Consider the following 18,138-nt stretch of genomic DNA (forward strand, 5'->3'; position numbering starts at 1 on the left):
TGGTGCAAACACACAAAAACCGCCGATTATTCGGCGGTTTTGTCGTACTTGCTCAGTTTATATTGAAGCGTTTGACGCGGAATACCTAACATTTTTGCTGCTTGCAAAATATTCCCTTCCGTTTCAATTAACGCTTGATCTATTAATTCCTTTTCCGTTTGATGAAGAGCTTCCCTAAGCGGTAATATACTTTTCTTCTTCGGAAGTTTCTCTTTCCGAAATGTTCGTGGTAAGCAATTTGCTGTTAACGAATTCCCTTCCGTAATAATGACAGCATGTTCAATCGTATGTTTTAACTCACGAACATTTCCAGGCCATTGATAAGCTTGTAATCTTTCTTTCGCTTCCTTATCAATTTGAAGTACACCTTTTTTATAACTTTTATTATATTCTTTCAAAAAGTAAGACGCTAATAGCAGTACATCCTCAGTTCTTTCGCGAAGCGGCGGAATATATAATGAAAACACATTTAATCGATAGTATAAATCAGTGCGAATTTTATTTTCTCTTAAACATACTTCTGGAGGCTGATTCATTGCAGTAATAACTCGAACATCTACTTTTCTCGTCTTATTATCACCAATGCGACGAATAACTCCATCTTCTAATACACGTAGCATCTTCGCTTGTAAATCGATTGGCATTGAATTAAGCTCATCAAAAAACAATGTTCCTCCATCTACAAGTTCAAATAATCCTGCTCGTTCAATTGCCCCTGTATAGCTTCCTTTTGTAGTTCCAAACAATAAACTTTCTAATAGCGACTCTGGCAAAGCTGCGCAGTTTTGTGCAATAAATGGCTTGTTTTTCCGTTTAGAAGCTTCATGAATTGCTTGCACAAATAGCTCTTTCCCTGTTCCTGTTTCACCATATATTAAAACATTCGCATCAGTTGGTGCTACTTTTTGAGCTAACTCTTTCGTCTGTTTAAAGCGGGAATCATTTGTCACAATTGTCTCGAATGCAACATGCTTTTTTACCGTTTTTTTACTAGTCGACCGTTTTATTTTCGATTGCAAATCTACGATTGTGTCAGTAAGCGTTTGAATTGTAGAATAATCTTTCGCAATTTCAACAGCACCAGCAATATTCCTATCTATAAAAATAGGTAGCGTCGTATTTACCGTACAAACGTCTTCCCCATTTAAATTTTGATAATGCTGAACTTGATGTACAATCGGTTTTTTCGTATGTAACACTTTCATTAGCGTACTCGTTTCCCTAGATAATGAAGGGAATGCTTCTAATAAATGTTTTCCTAGCACATTTTCAATTTTCGATCCATCATGCTTTGCGGCAACTGTATTATAAAAAATTGTAATACCATTTTCATCCACTGCATGTATAGCCTCATCAATACTGCCCAAAATCGCTTCAATGACTTCTTGTGTCGAAACTGCTAGCAATGTCATCCCCCCTCTTGCCGAAAATCTGGCAAATGCATGCCGGATTTTCGGCACCCCTCTGTGCGATTATAAGCATGACGATTCCGTTCTATTATTTTGATGAAATTTATATATATTTCTATTGCTTATTTATGGTTAAGTGAAACTTTAATCAGTGGGGCTTTATTCATCCCCACTGATTATTAATCCGCCTCACACCTAACTTATTTGCTTTACAGCCGAATTTTGAGGCGGGAGTCTTACTGCTTTCGAATAGCTGGATAAATCTTTCACCCATATATTCATATCTTCCAACTTATCAAAAATGTAGCAATTATTCGCAAGCCTTCCCGTATATGTATAGCCTAATTGATGAAAGGCTGCATTCATACCGAAAGATAGCGAGCGAGCAATTGTATAAGAACAAAAAATAGATTTTTCTTGGAGCTCTTCCTCCAATTTAATTAACAGACTTTTCATGAAACCATGTTTTCGATATTCAGGTAATGTAGCACAATTCGTTAATTCTGCATTACCTTCTTTCACGTTCATTTCAGCAGATGCTGTACTAATAATTTTCCCCTCGAATTCATAAACATAGTAAATTGTATCGTCTTCCTTCATCGTCTGCTTTACATAACTCGCATCATTTAAAGGTGTCGGATAAACTTCAAATACTTTTCCAAAGACAATTGCTAATTCTTCCGCATCCTCTTCTGTCGCTTTTCTTAACACAAATTCCTCTGGGACTATTTTTTCTTTCACTTCTTTTGCTTTTACACCACTTAAAATGGTATCCTCCTCAATCCAATGAATACTATTTCGTCTTTCATCATTATGATATTTCACGAAGAAGTGCGCATCGTGTCCTTGAAAATAATGAGGTATCGTTGCTTCCAGTAAGAAACCGAAAGAGAGCCATGTTGAAACATGCTCTCCCTTTCCTTTAATAATACATTTAGTGAAAGAATGTTTCTCTGCTAATTCATCGATTGTTTGTATAATACTTTCAACATTTCCTGTATAGTGATCAACTCTAACACGTTTATTAAAATAATCTAAAACCCCTTCTACTGTGTAATGCTTTGTCTGTTCACTAAAAGATTCATAGTATTTCATTTCTTCACCTCACACCAATCTAGTAATGTACATGCAATTATTTTTGCGGCAGCAATCATTTTATCAACTTCTATATATTCGTTTGGATAATGTGCTACTTTCGTCTCTCCTGGACCAAATACTATCGTTGGTACGTTAGCGATTTGTGTGAACAAACCTCCATCTGTTCCCCATGGCGAAGCTTCTATAATCGGTTCGTTCCCTTCGATTTCAACAAAGTTATGTTGAAGCGTTGTAATAAGTGGATGATTTTCTTCTAGTTCACCAGGAACCCATCTCGCTCCAAACCATTCTACTTCTACAGGATTTTTTACAAACCAACTATCCACTTCTTTTAATTCACCAATCCAGCCTTCAAACTCTTCTTTTGCTGCCTCTATAGTCTCATTCGGCGCAATACCACATCTTCCTTCTAAAATTAATGAATCGGGAACAGAACTTGGCCAGCTTCCCCCTTCAATTTTCCCAACGTTAATTGGAATTGGAATCGGAATCCCCTTAAATAACGGATCTGTAATTCGACCGTTTCTCTTCGCTTCTAATTTTCTCAAATGATCTACAACAAACATACTTTTTTCAATTGCACTTACTCCTTCATAACGTGTACCACCGTGTGCTGCTTTGCCTTTTATATGTAGACGAAACCACATTGACCCTTGTTGTTTCGGGAAAAACTTCATATTCGTCGGCTCAGGAATAATAACGCCATCTGCCTTATATCCTCGTAAAATAGCAGCTAATGTTCCTGCCCCACCGCTCTCTTCTTCTATTACACTTTGAAAATGTATATCACCTTTTAGTTCAATACCAGATTCAACAATCGCTTCCATCGCAAGCATAAGTGAGACATTGCCGCCTTTCATATCTGTTGTTCCACGTCCATATATGCGGTTTCCTATTTTCTCTCCACTGTATGGATGATGGTCCCACTGATTTACATCCCCTTCTGGCACGACGTCAATATGCCCGTTTAAAATCATAGATTTCCCTTCGCCACTTCCTTTTAAAGTCGCTACAATGTTCGGGCTATCTGTAAAACTTGTACGAGGTGATACGAAATAAGGGTGATCTTTCATTTCATTAAAAGCAGGCTCCCAAATATCAAGGTCTAGACCTAACTCACGCAACTTTTCAATAACAATTGCCTGCGCACCACTTTCATCACCAGATACGCTCTTTTCTTGAATTAATCGTGTTAAAAATTTTACGCTCTCTTCTTCATGACTCTCAATATAATCACAAACTTGTTTTTTAAATTGCTCCATATATTACAACTCCCCTCATTCAATTACTAGTAAATTTGAGCTTATATGAAAATCAGCTGTCGTATGTCGTTTTACATCTTCTACAGTGTAAGGACTCATTAATTCTTGTAAGACAAGTCCTCTTGGAGTCACTTCCATGACAGCCATGTCTGTAATAATTAAATCTACACATTTTTTCGAAGTTAATGGCAATGTACATTCCGAAACAATCTTTGCATTTCCGTATTTATCAACATGATTCATCACAACAACGACCCGCTTCGCTTTTTGCGCTAAATCCATCGCTCCTCCAATACCTGGAACACGTTTTCCTGGTACAATCCAGTTCGCTAAATCACCATTTTCACTTACTTGTAACGAACCAAGTATCGTAACATCAAGTAATCCTTTTCGAATCATGCCAAATGCCATGCAGCTATCAAAATAACTTGCTCCTGTAATAAGAGATGTTGGTAAACCAGCTGCGTTACATAAATTCTCATCTTCATTCCCTTTACTTGGCGTTGGTCCCATACCAACAATACCGTTTTCCGCGTGAAACATAACATTCATATCTTCTAGCAAATGATTCGGTACAAGCGATGGAATCCCAATACCTAAATTTACAAGCATACCATTCTGAATTTCTTTCGCTGCACGTCTTGCAATCTTATCTCTTACTTCTACGCCCATACCCATTTCCAATTCACTCCTTCCGATGGCACGATATAATTTACAAATACACCTGGGACGACAATTTCTTCTGGGTCTAAACTTCCAAGTGGGACAATTTCTTCTGCTTCTACAATCGTTATGTCACCAGCCATAGCTACGTGTGGGTTCATATTACGAGCGCTTTTATCAAATACAAGATTGCCAAACGGATCCGCCTTTTTCGCATATACAATTGCGACTTCAGCCGTTAAAGCTGTTTCAACTAAATATGTCTTTCCATTCATTTCAACTGTACGCTTTCCTTCTTCTACAATCGTATCAACACCAACGTCAACTAAAATACCACCAAGCCCTACACCACCAGCGCGAATACGCTCTGCGAGTGTTCCTTGCGGAGAGAATTCAATTTGCAATCTTCCTTCATTTAATTGTCTTCCCGCATTTGGATTTGACCCAATATGAGAAGTAACTAAAGATTTAACCCTTTCATTCGTAACAAGACGGCCGATTCCTACATCAGGAAATCCAGTATCATTTCCTATTAAATTTAAATTTGTAATGCCTTTATCTAAAACAGCTTGAATTAAAGATGGAGGGGATCCGATTCCTCCAAATCCCCCAAACATTAATGTCATATCATCATGGAACAAAGAAATTACTTCCTCTATTTCTTTTAATTTACCGAATGTATTTGTAATGGTTGTCATGCGATACTATGCCCTCCTTTTTGCATCATCTCTTCCACGCTCTGTACAAAAATTGAAAGTAATTCATCTAACTCAGAATATGTAGTTGTCATTGGTGGTGCAACAAGCAGTGCACTATCCTCTTTTCCTGCTTGCCCTGAAACAGCTTGGTATAAGAGCAGTCCATTTTTAGCAGCAACTGAAATAAGCTCCGACGCTTTTGTAAACGGTTGCAATTCTATTCCAATTAGCAATCCTTTTCCACGCACATCGGCAATGATTGTCGATTGTTGCTGAACTTTCTGCAAACCTTTTAATAAATACTCTCCCTTTTCTGCTGTTTTTTCAGGTAAATTATGTTTCTCCATATATTCAATAACAGCTAAAGCCGTTGCTGCAGACAATGGATTTGCACTAAGCGTATGTCCGCTCATTACAGAACGTGATCCATGTAAAATGGGCTCCATAACACGGTCACTTACAATTGTCGCTGCCATTGGTGTATAACCCGCTCCTAGCCCCTTACCAAGCGTCATAATATCCGGTTCTACACCCCAGTGCTCCATCGCAAACCATGCACCAGTACGACCAAGTCCAGTCATTACTTCATCCGCAATAAATAATATATCGTAATGACTACAAATATCTTTAATTACTTTATAGTATTCTTTCGGCGGAACAACCGCGCCTCCAGCAGCTCCGATAATCGGTTCAGCAATAAAAGCTGCAATATGTTCTGCACCAATTCGTTCAATCGCTCTTTCTAGTTCAGTCGCACAAGCAAGCTGACATGTTGGATATACCTTTTGCATCGGACATCTGAAACAATATGGAGCTGGAATAGTCGGATAATCTTCCAAAATAGAAACGAAACGTTGTCTGCGCAGTGGATGCCCAGACATAGATAAAGCTCCCATTGTAATCCCGTGATAGCTCATCCACCGTGACAAAATTTTATGTTTCCCTTGAATGCCACGCTCCTGAAAATGCTGAATTGCGATTTTCATAGCTGTTTCATTTGCTTCCGTACCACTATTCACAAAAAAGCTCCAGTTCAAATCTCCTACACTTAAATCACTCAACTTCTTCGCTAATTTTTCAGCCGGTTCACTCGTAAACTGTGATCTATAAACGAACGCAATCTCCTCTGCCTGTTTTTTAATAACTTCCGCAATCTCTGTTACGCCATGTCCAATACCTGCCGTAATCGCTCCTGACGAACCATCAAAATATTTATTTCCGTTTTGATCATATAAATAAACACCTTTTCCATGTGAAATCATTGGATACGGCTGACCAACAAGTGGCTTAATTAAGTAATCGCGCATAGCGCTCCCCCATTTCTCCAATTTGTATATATATATGAAGAAAATTGACGTTTCTTTCATAAAAAAGAACCCTCTGCGAAAGCAGTGAATTTATCAAAAAACTATTATAAAATATACAAATGAGTGCTAAATATTAATTATAAAACAGAAAATTCAGAATCAAATACGAAGACCAACCCTTATCTTTACGCTTAAATACCCCTTCCTGATTTAAGATAACAACAAATCGAATATTTTTTTAACATAATATCAGCTTCCCTCAATTGCTGACATTGTGTAAACTTCGACGGAACTCCCGTTATTCTCCTTCCTATTATCCTACTTTATATTGCATATTTTCAAACAAAATTCGACATTTCACTTCGCCACATTTATCGTAACTATTACTTAACAAATAGTATCACCTGTTTAGAACAATAAAAAAAGAACCGATTAACCATATTAATCAGTTCGGCACGACGCTCTTTTATCGGCATTACCTTATCCAACGCATCACTAAAATTAATAGAAATACTCATAATGCAAATCCATAATTCGTCCAACAACCTATAGCACCAAATCCTCCATAACTTCATTCCCAATAACTATTGGGATATCCACATCCAAGGGTTCCACTCCTTCCATCAAAGTCAAACTACCTTTCCTTTATAATTTATGTAGGACAATTATCGATTTGTATGTGTGTTTGCCTATAAATAAAAAAATCCCCATTTAAACTTTTCCTTCTAGAAAGGCAAATTTTTTGCATAACCTCTTTCTAGCTTCGCATATATTTGTAATGATGATAAAGGAGGAATGTTCATGACTCAATCCGAAATTGAAAAATATGGACAAGAAGCTGCACGTTACGAACAGCTCGCTCGTTACTATCAATATAGCAATCCTAAAAGATATGTAGAACTCTATATGAAATACCATGATGCAATTACAAAACTTGTACAAGCATATGAAAAGAGAGATTCACAAGAAGCAACTTTACCGTCACATATGAGAATTTTTCACACAGCTCCCCATACACCAGCAGTTGATATTATTATAAACGGACAAAAGGTTATTAAAAATATTTCTTTTAAACAATTCAGTCCTTATTTATCATTAGTACAAGGTAAATACCGTATTGATATTGTCCCTGTCGGAAACGAAACTCCAATATTCTCAGCATTAGTACCAATAATGGGGAATCACGCTTATACCCTTGCAGCGGTCAATAGCGATAATCATCTCCAATTACAACCTATTCTTGATAATACTCATTTACCATCTGGTCAAGCAAAAATACGGTTTGCACATTTTTCACCAGACACTCCAGTAGTAAATGTAAATTTAAAAGATGGGGATCATTTATTTGAAAATGTACTCTTTAAACAAATAACAGATTTTTTACAAGTTAGCCCTGGTACAGCAGATATTGAAGTTTCACTTGCGGATACAAAAAAAGTACTATTAACCATTCCGAAATTCAACGTTGAACCAAATACAATTTACACAATTTCAATGGTAGGTTATTCAACTGAGGATCCAAAATTAGAGACCGTTATACTTACAAATTAAAACAGTCTACACCATTTGTATGGTGTAGACTGTTTACTTTTGAAACGTAATTTGAAATTCTGTCCAATCGTTATTCGAACGACACAATATGGATCCGTTATGTTTTTCTACAATTTGTTTACATACAAATAGTCCAATACCAGTTCCTAGCTTTTTAGTAGTTACAAATGGCTCAAAAATGGTCTCTACATTTTCTGCTGGAATCATAGGCCCATTATTTTTTATAACAATGCGAACAGCCAGATCCTCTTCAAATACATCAATGATAATTTTCCGCTCTTCTTTCATTGATTCAAGAGCATCAATCGAGTTCATTAAAATATTTAAAACTACTTGTCTCACTTCACTCCGGTAACCAACGAGCGGAATTGGGTACGGCAAATTCTTTTCAATCGAAACGTTTGCATTCACTAAACTCGGATACAAAAACTGTATAATATCTTGAAACAAATCATTCAGCCAAAATCGTTCAGATTCATTCCACATTTCTTTTTTCGATACAAGTAAAAATTGCGAAATCCTAAAATTTAATTGATCTAATTCATGCGAAATAATATCTAAATACGATAGATTAGGATGGTCCGTCTTCAATAACTTTACAAATCCCATAATTGAAGTTAGTGGATTACGAAATTCATGTACAAAACTAGCCGACATTTGCCCTAAAATCGTCAGCCTTTCTTTATGTGTTTCATTTATATATTGCTGTTTTTCTTCTAAATTCTTCGATATAATTTCTGAGTATTTTAAAACGGTATAATAAATTAATTTGTCAAAACAAGTATGTATTTTGGCCATAATCGGTTTCAGTTCACGAGCACTTACATCCAATTCGCACATTGCTTCAAAAAGTTCATTTCTTCCCACATTTGCATTGTAGACAAAATCTCCAATATTCGCATCTGCCCCTGCACGCTCAATAGCAATTTTTTCACATAATGGCTGAAGATAATTAATGTCTTTATCTTCCATAATGAGTTCGATAATTAACTCTAATAAATTTTCTCCATTTTGAGCAACTTCTTGCTTAAATGGGTCTTTTTTGGAAATTATCATTTTGTTTTTCCAGTTCTCTACGAATTGGTGCCTGTTGTTTTTCAAGTGCGAACAAAATACTTCTTTAATATCCTTATCGATTGGAAAAACCTCCATTCACTCCATTTCCATACGACGAATACCCTTTATATTTTGAATATTAACACAAAAAACGCATTTCGTTAATAGATTATTGTCACATTTTGTTAATTTCTGTTGATAAAATTTATTTTTTCTTTCTTATTTAATACTTTGTGTTCATATAGCCCTTTTTCCTCCTCACTTTTTCAATTTTTTTTCGCGTTCAAAACGACTTTTTTTGCATCCTTTTTAATTCTTGCGTACAATAGGAAGTGAAAGGTGTGAAAAATATGGTAAATAAAAATGTGGAAGACTATCTCCAAGAAGGCATTTATGGCCAAAAGCAAAACAAACCAGAAGAACGTAATATGTACTTAACTACATTACGTGAGCGTGTAGAAATCGCTTTAACCATCGGTCAAGTAATGCAAAGTAATGTGTATACAGAAGTAACAGGTAACATACGTTCTTCTCAATCATTACAACTATTCCTAAATGGAAGCATTGCTTACCCACATTTATCAAAATACATTAAATTAGCAAATGAAAAAAATATTCCTTTTACAATTGTTCAAAATAAAGGTACTGAAACACCAATCGGTTTAGTACTCTCTCATAGCACTGCTGTAGATAAAGAACATATTTATGTCGAGGATGATATTTTCAAACAAGAAATGAAGTAAAAGGTACACTTGATTAAATGAAATCGTTCCGAGAAACGTAAAACAAACAATAAAAAACGAGTATGGAATCGTAAACATTTCCTGCTCGTTTTTTATTGCGATGTTTAAGCTCGATCTACTTTATTTTTTAATACACACTAATTTCATTTCTGTCATTTCTTCTATTGCATATTTAATCCCTTCACGGCCTGTGCCACTCTCTTTCACACCGCCATAAGGCATATGATCTACTCTGAACGTTGGAATATCATTAATCATGACACCACCGACTTCTAATTCATCAATTGCACGCATTGCTTTACATAGATTGTTTGTAAATACACCTGCTTGTAATCCATAACGTGAATTATTTACTTGCTCTAAAGCCTCATCAAATTCTTTAAATGTATTTACAGTCATAAGTGGACCGAATACTTCTTGGCACTGAACAGATACATACTCTGGAACATTTGTTAATACAGTTGGTTCAAAAATCCTTGCATCACGTTTGTTACCACCGTATACAACATTTGCTCCTTCCTTAACTGCCTCTTCCACCCATGAATTTATACGTTCTACATCGTTTTTTGAAATAAGTGCCGATACATCTGTTTCTTCATGAAGCGGGTCTCCTACTACAACGCTTTCCATTGCTTTCGTTAATTTTGTAATAAACTCCTCCATTTTGCATTCATGCACAAAAACACGTTGTACTGAAATACAAACTTGTCCATTATTCACAAACGCGCCCCATTTTACACGTTCAATTATTTCGTCTGTCAATTCAACATCTTCATCAATAATTACAGCAGCGTTCGATCCTAATTCTAACGTCACTCGTTTCAATCCAGATTTTTCCTTAATTCCAATACCTACTTTCGGACTTCCTGTAAAAGTAATACTAGCAATGTTCTCATCTTTTACTAATGCCTCACCTACAACAGATCCAGGTCCAGAAATTATATTGAAAGCTCCCTTTGGTAAACCAGCTTCTTCAAATAATTCTACCAATGCATACGACGAAAGTGGCGTTTGGTCTGCTGGCTTTAGCACAATAGTATTTCCAGCCGCAATTGCTGGGCCTACTTTATGTGCTACTAAATTAAGCGGAAAATTAAACGGTGTAATAGCACCAATAACCCCGATTGGTTGTCGAATTGTATACGCTATACGGCCCTCTGCTCCTGGCGCAGCATCTAATGGTAACGTCTCACCATATATTCGCTTCGCTTCTTCAGCTGCAAACTTATATGTTTGAACAGTGCGATCTACTTCTCCCCGTGCAGCACGAATTGGTTTTGCAGCTTCTTTTGCGATAATCTCTGCAAACTCTTCTCTTCTCTCATCCATTTTTTGTGCAACCTTTTCTAAAATAGTTGCACGGTCGTATGCAGATAATTTTTTCATTTCTTTCATTGCATTTTTAGCCGAAACTACCGCTTCCTTAACGTCATCTTCTGTACCTTGCGCAATCTCCGCTAATGTTTCTTCAGAATATGGTGCATACAATGGTTTATACGTCCCTACTGATTTCCATATCCCATTTATATATAAATGCTTTTTCATAGTGGTTCTCCTTCCAAATATATGTATACAATAATACATTACCTTTATTTCACCTGGTGAAAGGTCTGACTTATGTAATTGTATCATAGCCCTAATACACCAAAAAACATTTTGCTCAAAAAAAACTCTGCTACAAAGCAGAGTTTACGAACTAATTTGTTCTTGGAGCGAAATCTTTTTTTCATCTCCTACAATAACAATCGATTCTGAAGGTTTCGTTACTTCTAACCTCTTAATATAGTGTCCATCTAATTCTTTCACACAAAACTTATACTTTTCAATTTCAATGGTATCACCTTCGGAAATCTCAATATTTTTTGTTAGGATCCAACCGCCGATCGTATCGACATCATCGTCGTCAATAGTCAAACCTAATAATGCATTCACTTCACTAACAAGTACTTTTCCTTCTAAAATTGTTTTCGTCTCACTAACTTGTTGAATTTCCGGCTGTTCATCAGTATCAAACTCATCTTGAATATCCCCTACAATTTCTTCTAAAATATCTTCAACGGTTACAAGACCTGATGTACCACCATATTCATCAATTAATATAGCGATATGTGTCCTTTCTCTTTGCATTTTTAAAAATAGATCATGAATTGGGATAGATTCAATAACTAAAATAATTGGCCTAATATATTGCTCCACTGTCTTTTCACTAACAACTCGATGCTTCACAAAATCTGTAAATATATCTTTAAAATTCACAAAGCCTATTACATGGTCCTTATCACCATCAACAACCGGATACCTCGTATATTTTTCATGAGACATTTTTTGTAAAGCCTCTTCAGCAGGCATTTCTTTATTTAAAATATTCATCTCTGTTCGTGGTACCATTATTTCTTTCGCAATACGATCATCAAATTCAAATATTTTATTCACATACTTATATTCAGATTGATTAATTTCACCTTTTTTATAACTTTCTGAAACTAATAAGCGCAATTCTTCTTCTGAATGCACTTCAGCATGCCCTTTTGGTGGTTTCAACCCAAAAAACTTTGTAATTAACCGAGCTGATCCATTTAAAAGCCAAATGAATGGGAATGCAATACGATTAAAAAAAATGAGTGGCTTAGCAACAAAGAAACTCACTTGTTCTGCTTTTTGAATCGCGAATGTTTTTGGAGCTAACTCTCCTACTACCACATGGAAAAATGTGATAAACAAAAACACTAAAATTATAGCGAAAATGTCTGCGAGTTGAGTAGGGACGTTCCAATTTGCAAACAGCACATCAAACATGTGCTTTAGCGCAGGTTTACCAGACCACCCAATCCCAAGAGCTGTAACAGTTATTCCTAATTGACAAGCCGATAAATATTCGTCTAAGTTTGTAATGATTGTTTTGACAGATAGTGCACGATTATTTCCTTCTGCAATTAAATAGTCAATTCGTGAACTCCTCACTTTAACAATTGCAAATTCTGCTGCCACGAAAAATGCCGTTAAGGCAATTAAAACAATCACTATACTTATACTATATATGTCCAAATACTTTTCCTTACTTACAGTGTAAGCAAGGAAGCCACCTCCTACTTAAATTTATTCAAGTGAAGTAAGCATTCTTATACTCTAATAAAATTCTACATTATTAACCACCTTTTTATATATTATATGCATACATAAAAAAGATATTTATAATTATGATAATCTAATTAGCTTATTATCGTCAAACTATAATAAGCCTAATTTTCCGATAACTTAAAATGATTTATATACATCGTATGTGCTAAACAGCTAAACTTCGTGAAAAAACACTTTCTTTGCCGATTCCACACTTCTTTTGTCACACCTGAAGGGAACTTGCTACATAACTAGAAATCATTCAACAGGATGTATATAGGAGGGATTATTTTGGAATATAAAACACCATTTATCGCAAAGAAATTAGGTGTTAGCCCAAAGGCTGTTGTCCGGATTGCACAACAATTAAATCTTACGATAAAAAAAAATAAATATGGTCATTTTATTTTCACACAAGTTGATTTAGATCAAATGTTAGACTACCATCGTTCTCAAATGGACCAGCCTCAAAACTCTCAAACTACTCAAAAAACATCTTCAAATGATGTAGAAAAATTAAAAACTCAAGTAAACACAATTGTTCAAAATACATCATCGAATGATTTTAAACAATTAACAGCTCAATTAACCACAATTACGAGAAGACTAGATCGAATGGAAGAACAAATGCAAGATAAAGCAAATGATGTCGTTACATACCAACTCTTACAACATCGCCGCGAAATGGAGGAAATGTTAGAACGAATTCAAAAACTAGAAGCTGCCCTAAAAAAAGAAGAACCAATATACATTACTCCTGATGCAAAACCAACATATGAAAGAGAAAAGAAACCGAAGCGTCGTAAAATGATTTTTAGTATATTTGGACTATAACCTTTTAGACCCTTATTACAAAAATAAGGGTCTATTTTTTCGTATGAAGAAAGATGACTATAATATGACACCCTTCTTCATACTATACATATTCATATATATTCATTTTGTTAACATAATATTTTTACTGTATTCTGCAATAAGTACCTGCGCATGAGCATTCCCTTGAATAATATCACGGAATTCTTTCAAAGAATACAGATGTGTAGCCCCTTTTCGAGCATGAATCCGCACTGGTACACCTTGTAAATTATCATGAAACTGGAATGGACTATCTATCGGTTCAATTGGAAAACCGAGTGTAAGTAAATACATATACATTCTTTTTGTAACTGCTGCAATATACCATTCCGCTTTCGTCTCTAACGCATGCATAAATAAAATAGCTGCCAGCCTTTTGAAATGTCCTCTCCCCCGAGACGTTTTCGCAATACTTAACTTTCCTATTTCATACACATTTTTCAAATCTTTCACTAAATCATTTTTAGAAAACGGATAGAAAAACTCAGAATTTGATTGTTCAGGTACTGTAAACTTAATACATTCTACTGTACCAATATGATGTTCATCTTCTATTAATAAAAATCGTGATGGATTTAAATTACGTTCTACAAACATTAAGTTTCTTTCTTCACAAAAATCTCCCCACAGTTGCTCGAACCAAAAATGTTCTTCCTTTGTTTGAACACGCTGGAACATATTTACCCGCCTTTCCCATCGCCGTTCTGTTTTTTGATAACGCTTTCACTCACTATCATATAAGAACAAATCTTCGTATGCAACTAAAAATATTTATGTCTTATTATATTCTGCAAATTGAATTAAATTCCTATTTCACACTCTTTTCCCCCGCATGTACCATTTCTTACTTTCTTATACAATCATACATACAAAGAAAGTTAATTGCTCTAATGAAAAATGTTTATCCTTTCAAGTTCGACCCACGTTATGCTTCTTTCCTTATGGCATATAATTCTTCTTAACCTAAAGAAATCCTTCATTAAAAAGGATTTCTTTTACATTTTATTACTTTTTAACCATTTCTCAAAAATTTGAATCATCCCATGCTTCCCAGCCAACTTCTCTTCTCCTTGTTTCGTTTTATATGGATATAGTTGTAAAAACACTCCACAACCAGATTCAATTTTTTTACTATGCATATGGCTACCTGGATATACACAAATCACTTCATAAATCGCTCTTCGCTTAAAAATTCTTTTGCCATTCTGTTCTTCTACATACTTAATGGACCAGTATTTATACATTTGCTCAGTTGCTTTTGTATTACCGACAGGCTGAAAAATATTGTACATAGGGCTGTATTTCACTTCGATAATAATAGAAGATTTATATACATACTTCTCTTCTTCCTTTACATAACAATCTAAACGAATATCCGGTTTCTTTGTATCCTCTCCGTTATAAAAATTACTTCCTTTGCTTAGTGCAATAAGAGGGTGTGTTTCAATTAAATCATTAAACGCGACGTACACTTTTATATCATCTCGATGTAAAATCACTGTCGTTCCATCTTGTAATCCGTCTAAATAAAAATGTTCTTGTATTTGTTCACGGATAGGATTCTTATCTTCAAATCCGATTTGTTCTAATATAGAAATAACAATAAAAAAAGCGTAATACTCATACACTAAAAACGTTGGTTTATATACGAATAATAAAGATGGGGGTTGCTCTGTATGTTGCGGTAACAATTCTAAATGGTGGATTAATTGCTGATGTGGTATAGATAAAGTGTTCGAATTAATGGTAGCTGTCTCAGAAACTTCCCGCCAAAATGGAGAATACAATAAATTTCGAAAGTATTGCACGCTTTCATATACGATATGAGCTAGTATTTTATATTCTTGTATTTTCACAGAACTTTTCCGTAAATCTGCTTCTTTCAATAAATGTAGATTTCTATATTTTTGTTTTTCCCTATCCGTCACGGATCCATTTCGTTCAATCGTTTTCATAATTGTTTTAACAGCTTGAAATTCGTCTGACTTTTTCTTCTTTTCTCCTTCTAGTATTTCAATAGTTTTACGTACAAAACTTTCTGCTTCAAGTAAATAATAATAAAATTGCATCGTTTTAAATTTAAGAAATGCATTTTCAATACTATTTTTTTTCTCCTTAAATTTACGGTTGTAATATTTCGCATAAAGCTTTCTTTCTGTCATAATAGCAGTTTTTCTCGTTGTCTTCCGCTCTTTCGTTTCCCATTCATATTCGTGTACAAATTCCGCATTCGATTCTACTTTCTTAAAAATTTGTTTTATTCTTTTCATTTTTTGTGGCAACTTTCTTAACAATACCAAATAAGAAGAATCTTCAATATCGCTAAGTGCTGAGAAAGTTTTCTTGTAATAACCTCTATCTAAAATTAACTCGTTTAAAATTGACTTCACATAATCTTGAATCATTTCAAATTGGTCATCAAAAAAGTTTTTAGGAACAACTTGAAACGCACCATAATAAGTTTTATCTTCTATACGCACTTCAAAATGGTATAAGCCACAGCGCCACGGATAAAAAAATTCAGTTTTTCCATGTTCATACACTAATACTCTTTGTTTTTTTTCATTTAGTTCATATTGTGACTCTTTTATATTCTTTTGTCCCTCATATACTTTATTCCATATGAATGTAATATCCATTGGATTTTGATAATGGAAATGCAATTTCAGTGGTTTTAATTCCTGTACTTTATAAATACATTGAACTAATGCTGTAGTAGACGTACAAAGCCGGTTTAAAAGGATAAAATCGCCTTTCCCCTCCGTACCAATAATTAGCTTCAATACAAACGGGAGCGTTTCTTTCGTATCGACGATTGCTGTTTCATAACGCTCCTCATTTTGCATAGCCATACAGCTCCAGTTCTCTACGCTTTTGTCTTATATAAGCTAAAGAATGTTCAAATGTAGATACACGATTTGCAAGCGGAGACTGTAAAAGTGGTATCAATGTCGCTCCCCTTTTTGCTTCTTCAGAAAGTAGAGAGCCCACTGTCATTTCTGTCCCCCTTAATTTCGTTAATACACGCTGCTTTATTTGCAAATCAAAACCTTCTTCCCTGCTAATCATATAGGACTGATTATTTTGGAACGGTATATTTTGCAAATACGTAGCGATTGCGCTTGCACATCGGAAAGAAATTCCTTTTGATATATCGTGTGATGATAATACATCATGTAACTTATCCAATAACTCTAATTCCTCTTCAGTAAACACTTCGATCATCTCTTTATTCCTAAACCAATTGAGTCGAAATTCTCCCGTTGTTACTTTTAGCGGGGGCTGCTGAACCACTTTCTCATGTTCTATATTCATCTCGCAAAACGGAATTTTTTGTAATGTAATCAAATTTGTTCGATCTAATAATCGATCGGAAAGCTCTTTCGTCGTCTCATCAAAATTTACAGTGCCTACGAAAATAATATTCTCACCTATTTCCACTGAAGGTGGAATTTGATTTTCTATTTCTTGTATTTTCTCATACAAACTCAAAATACGATTTTTCTTTTCAAGTTGAAGAACAGATAGAAACGGAGTAAACCAATGCTCAATATGTGACATGTTCATTTCATCGAACACAATTATATACAATTGATTTGGGTTTTCTTTAGCCTTTAACAATGTCCGAACTAACTTCGTTTCACTTTCAATAAAATTACCATTCGGATGAAGGTAACCGAGAATATCATGTGGTTCTTGATACGCTGGTGAAATCGGAATCCAAATTAATTCTTCACCATAACGTAATCCAAGTGCTTCTGCATAAGCTTGCACAAAGCGTGATTTCCCAACACCTGGTATGCCACCAACAATTGTTAACATATTGGTTTTAACACTAATGTGAAAATTATATATATCTGTATCATCCAAATATAGCCCTTTATTACGAACCATACTTTGTACATACTGCAAAAAAGAGGATTCACGCTCATCCCATTCCCAGTCCTCCTTTTGCATTTTAATATCTTCTACTTCAACTAACTTACCTTCTTCAACAATTCGTTTATTTAGTTGATCATACACATTTTCACTTACAAAATATAAATGATCATCTACTGCTATTTCTACATGTTTCATCCAATCGTTTATTTCAATATATTTGCATTCTTTTCTTTGCTCAAAATATGAAATTGAACTTATTGATGATTTTAACGATAAATTTCCATACAGCCTTCCTTCATGCCACAATAATTCTGGAGGCTCAAAGTCTTTTGGTAATTTAGGCATAAGAAATGATAAGTAACCGTTGCTTAACTTCCGTTCCAAAGACACTCTCATTTTATAATTTGAGAAATTTGTTTAAGAAAAAAAGTTATATTAATATGATATTTACTTAGGATCTTCTGTGCATATTAATTACATAAATAAATTTCCACGAT

General features: G+C 34.9%; 14 protein-coding genes and 1 pseudogene. 3 read left to right on the forward strand and 12 right to left on the reverse strand.

The features are described 5' to 3' along the window. Positions 1-26: 26 nt before the first annotated feature. The 6 genes from rocR to ACFWDE_RS23045 form a co-directional block, all read right to left on the reverse strand. On the reverse strand, positions 27-1,412 hold the full coding sequence (gene rocR, locus ACFWDE_RS23020) for an arginine utilization transcriptional regulator RocR (RefSeq protein ID WP_377894932.1): 1,386 nt from the start codon (positions 1,410-1,412) through the stop codon (positions 27-29). 192 nt (positions 1,413-1,604) lie between these two features. Beyond that, a complete protein-coding gene (ablB, locus tag ACFWDE_RS23025) occupies positions 1,605-2,504 on the reverse strand; it encodes a putative beta-lysine N-acetyltransferase (protein ID WP_377894934.1) in 900 nt (299 codons plus the stop codon). Next, the gene (locus tag ACFWDE_RS23030; RefSeq protein WP_377894935.1) at positions 2,501-3,769 is read right to left on the reverse strand and encodes a peptidase; all 1,269 of its coding nucleotides are present in this window, start codon (positions 3,767-3,769) and stop codon (positions 2,501-2,503) included. The genes ablB and ACFWDE_RS23030 overlap by 4 nt, the downstream gene beginning before the upstream one ends. Before the next feature lie 15 nt (positions 3,770-3,784). Next, complete coding sequence (locus ACFWDE_RS23035; protein WP_002148181.1) at positions 3,785-4,447, reverse strand: CoA transferase subunit B; 663 nt, start codon at positions 4,445-4,447, stop codon at positions 3,785-3,787. Further along, a complete protein-coding gene (gene atoD / locus ACFWDE_RS23040; RefSeq protein WP_002085805.1) occupies positions 4,432-5,130 on the reverse strand; it encodes an acetate CoA-transferase subunit alpha in 699 nt (232 codons plus the stop codon). Before atoD ends, ACFWDE_RS23035 begins: the two co-directional genes overlap by 16 nt. Beyond that, the gene (locus ACFWDE_RS23045) at positions 5,127-6,437 is read right to left on the reverse strand and encodes an aspartate aminotransferase family protein (RefSeq protein ID WP_002148184.1); all 1,311 of its coding nucleotides are present in this window, start codon (positions 6,435-6,437) and stop codon (positions 5,127-5,129) included. Before ACFWDE_RS23045 ends, atoD begins: the two co-directional genes overlap by 4 nt. Before the next feature lie 801 nt (positions 6,438-7,238). Between ACFWDE_RS23045 and ACFWDE_RS23050 the strand changes: the two genes are divergently transcribed. Further along, complete coding sequence (locus ACFWDE_RS23050) at positions 7,239-7,988, forward strand: DUF4397 domain-containing protein (protein WP_002148186.1); 750 nt, start codon at positions 7,239-7,241, stop codon at positions 7,986-7,988. Positions 7,989-8,021: 33 nt separating this feature from the next. Here the strand turns inward: ACFWDE_RS23050 and ACFWDE_RS23055 are convergent, their stop codons facing one another. Further along, positions 8,022-9,140: a BA2291 family sporulation histidine kinase gene (locus ACFWDE_RS23055; protein WP_002148187.1), complete on the reverse strand. Its 1,119-nt coding sequence runs from the start codon at positions 9,138-9,140 to the stop codon at positions 8,022-8,024. 254 nt (positions 9,141-9,394) lie between these two features. On the opposite strand from ACFWDE_RS23055, the gene ACFWDE_RS23060 reads away from it, so the two are divergent. Further along, a complete protein-coding gene (locus ACFWDE_RS23060) occupies positions 9,395-9,787 on the forward strand; it encodes a YueI family protein (RefSeq protein ID WP_377894937.1) in 393 nt (130 codons plus the stop codon). A 120-nt stretch (positions 9,788-9,907) separates the two neighbouring features. On the opposite strand, the gene ACFWDE_RS23065 is transcribed toward ACFWDE_RS23060, so the two are convergent. Continuing rightward, a complete protein-coding gene (locus ACFWDE_RS23065) occupies positions 9,908-11,332 on the reverse strand; it encodes an aldehyde dehydrogenase family protein (protein ID WP_377894938.1) in 1,425 nt (474 codons plus the stop codon). Between the two features lie 144 nt (positions 11,333-11,476). Beyond that, complete coding sequence (locus ACFWDE_RS23070; RefSeq protein ID WP_002148192.1) at positions 11,477-12,832, reverse strand: hemolysin family protein; 1,356 nt, start codon at positions 12,830-12,832, stop codon at positions 11,477-11,479. 363 nt (positions 12,833-13,195) lie between these two features. On the opposite strand from ACFWDE_RS23070, the gene racA reads away from it, so the two are divergent. After that, complete coding sequence (gene racA / locus ACFWDE_RS23075) at positions 13,196-13,738, forward strand: chromosome-anchoring protein RacA (RefSeq protein ID WP_377894939.1); 543 nt, start codon at positions 13,196-13,198, stop codon at positions 13,736-13,738. Between the two features lie 102 nt (positions 13,739-13,840). Here the strand turns inward: racA and ACFWDE_RS23080 are convergent, their stop codons facing one another. From ACFWDE_RS23080 to ACFWDE_RS23090, 3 genes and pseudogenes are all read right to left on the reverse strand, one after another. Then, entirely contained in the window at positions 13,841-14,437 is a 597-nt protein-coding gene (locus tag ACFWDE_RS23080; protein ID WP_002148196.1) for a hypothetical protein, read from the reverse strand. A gap of 317 nt (positions 14,438-14,754) precedes the next feature. Further along, positions 14,755-16,605, reverse strand: a complete 1,851-nt coding sequence (locus ACFWDE_RS23085) for a hypothetical protein (RefSeq protein ID WP_377894942.1) — start codon at positions 16,603-16,605, stop codon at positions 14,755-14,757. Beyond that, a pseudogene (locus tag ACFWDE_RS23090) lies at positions 16,595-18,049 on the reverse strand (AAA family ATPase); the annotation flags it as partial. The gene ACFWDE_RS23085 and the pseudogene ACFWDE_RS23090, both read right to left, overlap by 11 nt. Positions 18,050-18,138 lie beyond the last annotated feature (89 nt).

The sequence above is a fragment of the Bacillus sp. NPDC060175 genome (genome assembly GCF_042728695.1).
GTDB lineage: Bacteria > Bacillota > Bacilli > Bacillales > Bacillaceae_G > Bacillus_A.

Bases quoted from the DNA above. Each gene is read 5' to 3' on its own strand.
- rocR (WP_377894932.1), bottom strand. From the start codon at position 1,412: ATGACATTGCTAGCAGTTTCGACACAAGAAGTCATTGAAGCGATTTTG.
- ablB (WP_377894934.1), bottom strand. From the start codon at position 2,504: ATGAAATACTATGAATCTTTTAGTGAACAGACAAAGCATTACACAGTA.
- ACFWDE_RS23030 (WP_377894935.1), bottom strand. From the start codon at position 3,769: ATGGAGCAATTTAAAAAACAAGTTTGTGATTATATTGAGAGTCATGAA.
- ACFWDE_RS23035 (WP_002148181.1), bottom strand. From the start codon at position 4,447: ATGGGTATGGGCGTAGAAGTAAGAGATAAGATTGCAAGACGTGCAGCG.
- atoD (WP_002085805.1), bottom strand. From the start codon at position 5,130: ATGACAACCATTACAAATACATTCGGTAAATTAAAAGAAATAGAGGAA.
- ACFWDE_RS23045 (WP_002148184.1), bottom strand. From the start codon at position 6,437: ATGCGCGATTACTTAATTAAGCCACTTGTTGGTCAGCCGTATCCAATG.
- ACFWDE_RS23050 (WP_002148186.1), top strand. From the start codon at position 7,239: ATGACTCAATCCGAAATTGAAAAATATGGACAAGAAGCTGCACGTTAC.
- ACFWDE_RS23055 (WP_002148187.1), bottom strand. From the start codon at position 9,140: ATGGAGGTTTTTCCAATCGATAAGGATATTAAAGAAGTATTTTGTTCG.
- ACFWDE_RS23060 (WP_377894937.1), top strand. From the start codon at position 9,395: ATGGTAAATAAAAATGTGGAAGACTATCTCCAAGAAGGCATTTATGGC.
- ACFWDE_RS23065 (WP_377894938.1), bottom strand. From the start codon at position 11,332: ATGAAAAAGCATTTATATATAAATGGGATATGGAAATCAGTAGGGACG.
- ACFWDE_RS23080 (WP_002148196.1), bottom strand. From the start codon at position 14,437: ATGTTCCAGCGTGTTCAAACAAAGGAAGAACATTTTTGGTTCGAGCAA.
- ACFWDE_RS23085 (WP_377894942.1), bottom strand. From the start codon at position 16,605: ATGCAAAATGAGGAGCGTTATGAAACAGCAATCGTCGATACGAAAGAA.